The following is a 3,821-nucleotide window of genomic DNA, read 5'->3' as shown; positions in this document are numbered from 1 at the left end:
ATGGGCTTCAAGGATTTCCGGTGCGCGCGCATCATCCTGGCCGGCATTGAGATCATGCACATGATCCGCAAAGGCCAAATGAAGGGTGACCACGCCACTCGAACGGTCGCCGCGCAGTTCTATTCGCAGCTTATGTAAGGACTCCTAAGCGAATCGCCGCTTGCTCGTCATGGCTCCGTTATCGCGACACAACCGCGGCGATTACCCTGGTGCTGTATTTTGGTGCGACTGGGATCATGCAGGACGCTTCACTGTACGCTCAACTGCGAGCAGACTTTCCCTGCGCGCAGATTCTCGGGTGCAGCACCGGAACGCACATCCTGGGCTGTAGTGTCCAGGACGAGGGCGCAGTCGGTGTGGCGATCAGCTTTGCGTCGACCCGGGTGCGGCTTGCGACGGCGTCCATTGAAGCTGCAGACCAGTCATGGGAGTGCGGCGTGCAGATCGCCACACAACTGCTGGCGGACGATCTGGCGGCCGTCTTCGTCCTGTCCGATGGGCTGGCGACCGATGGTACTGCCCTGGCTGCGGGGATGTCGTGGGTTCTCCCTGCTGGCGTACCGGTCAGCGGTGCGCTGGCGGCCGATGGCGCCCGCTTCGGAACGACACTGGTGGGCGCCAATGAGCCACCTGGAGTGCGGCGCATTGGCGCCGTTGGGCTGTATGGCCAATCGGTGCATTGCGGCTACGGCAGCGCAGGCGGCTGGGACCTGTTCGGGCCGCTCAGGCGAGTGACAGCATCACGCGGGAACGTGCTGCTCGAACTCGATGGCGAACCCGCGCTCGATCTGTATGAACGCTACCTCGGTGACGAAGCGTGCGGACTGCCCGCCACGGGTCTGTACTACCCGCTGAATATCCATAATCCGGCCGATCCCGACGAGCGGATTGTCCGCACGCTGCTCGGCGTCGATCGGCACACGCGCAGCCTGACGTTCGCCGGCTCCATTGCCGACGGCGCCACGGTCCAGCTCATGCGGGGTTGCCACGAACGGCTCGTCGACGGTGCCGCGCTCGCCGCGAACCGTGCACTCGGCGGTATGGACCCTGCGGGGCACGGAGACCGGCTCGCGCTACTCGTCAGCTGTGTGGGACGGCGTCTGTTGATGGGACAACGCTGCGAAGATGAAGTCGAGGCCGTGAGCACCGTACTGGGCGCGCAGACGTCGCAGATCGGATTCTATTCGTACGGGGAACTTACGCCTGGTGGCGGCTCCGGCAACTGCGAGCTACAGAACCAGACGATGACGATCACCTGCCTCACCGAGGAGCAGGCATGACCGCTTCGCACCGACTGTTTGCACGACAGCTCGCGAAGGCGACATCGAGCTTCGGCCATCTTGATCTCGAGCTGCTGGGCGAACTCGTCAGCGCGACCTACGAGGATGCGGATCGCGACAGACGCCGGATAGATCGCGCGACTACGCTGATGGCCGCTGAGCTTGCAGAACTGGCGCAACGGCGCGAGCTGCTGGTCGATCAGCTCAGTATGCAAAGCCACCGCCTCGAAGCCGCGCTCGAGAACATGTCGCAAGGTCTTTGCATGGTCGATTCGACGGGCAATCTGACGGTCTACAACCGCAACTTCGCGGATATGTTCCTGATAGCACCTGACGCGTGTGCGCCTGGCGCATCCCACTTCGATCTGCTGTCGCACAGCCCGGTGTTCGAGGATGCCCGCAGTGGCACAATCCAGCGCTACGCGACCGAATATTTCCTGATGGCTTGCTCGAGCCGGCGCACCAGCCTGCAGCAGGTCTGGTTTGACGGTCGCGTCATGTCGATTTGCCATCAGCCGTTGCCGACGGGTGGCTTCATCGAAACCTTCGAGGATGTCACGGAGCTGCGCCAAGCCGATGCGCGAATCGCACACATGGCGTTACACGATCCGCTCACCGACCTGCCGAACCGCGTTCTGTTGTACCAGCACCTACAGGAAGCACTCGCTGAGCAGACACGCGCCGGGTGCGCACTCCTGTATGTCGATCTGGATCGCTTCAAGACCGTGAACGACACGCTCGGACACGCGATTGGCGACGCATTGTTGCAACAGGTCGGGCAGCGCCTTTGTGAGCAAGTGCGCGCGCAGGATACCGTTGCGCGCCTGGGCGGCGACGAGTTCGCGTTGCTCGTGCGTAGCTGTGCCGGACATCAGCAGATCGCTGCGTTCGCTAACCGGCTGATCCACAGCATCAGCCAGCCCTATCACCTGGGTGGTCATGAGGTGATGCTCGGCGCGAGCATCGGGATCGCGACGGCGCCGCAAGATTCGGTAGAGCCGGGTGAACTGCTGAAGTTCGCTGACCTCGCGCTGTACAGCGCGAAGTCAGGCGGCCGCGGGCAGTACTGTTTCTTCGAATCGAAGATGGAGCAGTCAATGCGTGAACGGCACGTGCTGGAGCTCGAACTGCGTAAGGCGATTACGCGCGAGGAGTTTGAGCTGCACTATCAGCCGTTCATCAATCTGAACCCGCGACGCATCAACGGCTTCGAAGCATTGCTGCGCTGGCGCAGCCCGACGCGGGGAGTCATCGCGCCCGATGAATTCATACCGCTGGCTGAAGAGCTAGGGCTGATCGTGCCCATCGGCGAATGGGTACTGCGCCAAGCATGCCGACATGCGCGGGAATGGGCCGAGTCTATTCGTGTGGCGGTGAACCTGTCGCCGGTGCAGTTTCACCGCAGCGATCTGGTTGCGGCGGTACGGCGCGCGTTGAACGAATCGGGTCTTTCGCCTCACCGGCTGGAACTCGAGGTGACCGAGTCGCTCATGCTCGAGAACACAGACGAGGTTCTGATGACGCTGCATCAACTCCGGGCGCTTGGCGTAAGCATCGCGATGGATGACTTCGGCACTGGCTACTCGTCTCTGAGCTACCTGACGATGTTTCCGTTCGACCGGATCAAGATCGATCGCGCGTTCACGACCGGCATCGAACAGCGGCCCGAATCACTCGCGGTCATTCGAGCTGTCACCGGCATGTGTGCCAGTCTTGGCATTGTCAGCACGGCCGAAGGCGTGGAGACAGAGGGACAGTTGGGAATGCTCGATAGCGAACGGTGCGATGAAGTGCAGGGCTACCTGTTCAGCCGACCGAAGCCGAGGTGCGATATGGAAGTTCTACTTGCGTCATGGAGCACGGCAGACCACGCCGAGAGAGACATGTCAGCCGAGACAGCGTCAGGCGGATGCACGGCCAGCACCGACGATTCCCTCTCCCGCAAGTTCTGTGAAGCGCGAACGGAGGCCGAGAGCCGAGAGACATGACCGATCCGGCTGCAGGGGGGAGGTAGAGATATCAATATGCAAGGAGACCTTAGCGAAAGGATCGCTTTTCTGAGGACACCCCAAGTGCGATAGCGGCAAATGAGGGAAAAGCGTGAAGGTCGGGACCGACTTCGCAGAGGATCGTCATCACCGTGCCCACGCCAAGACCGTTGATGCGTGTCAGATCGACGCCAGCCCAGCGCGCCAGCGCCGTGCGTGCATCAAATCGCGGCGTGTGCTTGTGGCGCTGTTTGTCCGCACCCAGTTCGATCTCGTGGCACCCGAGCGGCTTGAGCAGCGCCTCGATCTTCGCGTCGCATTCGACAATACGTTGCGCCAGACTGTCAAACATGGACAGTGCCTGTGCGAGGACGAACAGATGTTCCTCGCGCCAGTTGCCCGTCAGCGCGCGGGCAATCTCGGCCTCGCGGTTGTGTCGCGATAACGGAGCCATGACGAGCAAGCGGCGATTCGCTTAGGAGTCCTTACATAAGCAGCGAATAGAACTGCGCGGCGACCGTTCGAGTGGCGTGGTCACCCTTCATTTGGCCTT

At 61.9% G+C, this 3,821-nt stretch carries 2 protein-coding genes and 2 pseudogenes; 3 read left to right on the top strand and 1 reads right to left on the bottom strand.

The features are described from left to right. The 3 genes and pseudogenes from GWC77_RS27160 to GWC77_RS27150 form a co-directional block, all read left to right on the top strand. Positions 1-138: pseudogene (locus GWC77_RS27160) on the top strand (IS6 family transposase); the annotation flags it as partial. A 71-nt stretch (positions 139-209) separates the two neighbouring features. Then, positions 210-1,280: an FIST signal transduction protein gene (locus GWC77_RS27155; protein WP_367949125.1), complete on the top strand. Its 1,071-nt coding sequence runs from the start codon at positions 210-212 to the stop codon at positions 1,278-1,280. After that, complete coding sequence (locus GWC77_RS27150; RefSeq protein WP_173262411.1) at positions 1,277-3,268, top strand: bifunctional diguanylate cyclase/phosphodiesterase; 1,992 nt, start codon at positions 1,277-1,279, stop codon at positions 3,266-3,268. Before GWC77_RS27155 ends, GWC77_RS27150 begins: the two co-directional genes overlap by 4 nt. Positions 3,269-3,383: 115 nt before the next feature. Here the strand turns inward: GWC77_RS27150 and GWC77_RS27145 are convergent. Beyond that, positions 3,384-3,695 (bottom strand): annotated as a pseudogene (locus tag GWC77_RS27145) (IS110 family transposase); the annotation flags it as partial. Positions 3,696-3,821 lie beyond the last annotated feature (126 nt).

This window comes from Paraburkholderia sp. NMBU_R16, assembly GCF_013282575.1.
Lineage (GTDB): Bacteria > Pseudomonadota > Gammaproteobacteria > Burkholderiales > Burkholderiaceae > Trinickia.
Note: the sequence above shows the minus strand (reverse complement) of the source record. Positions and strands in the feature narration are given on the sequence as shown.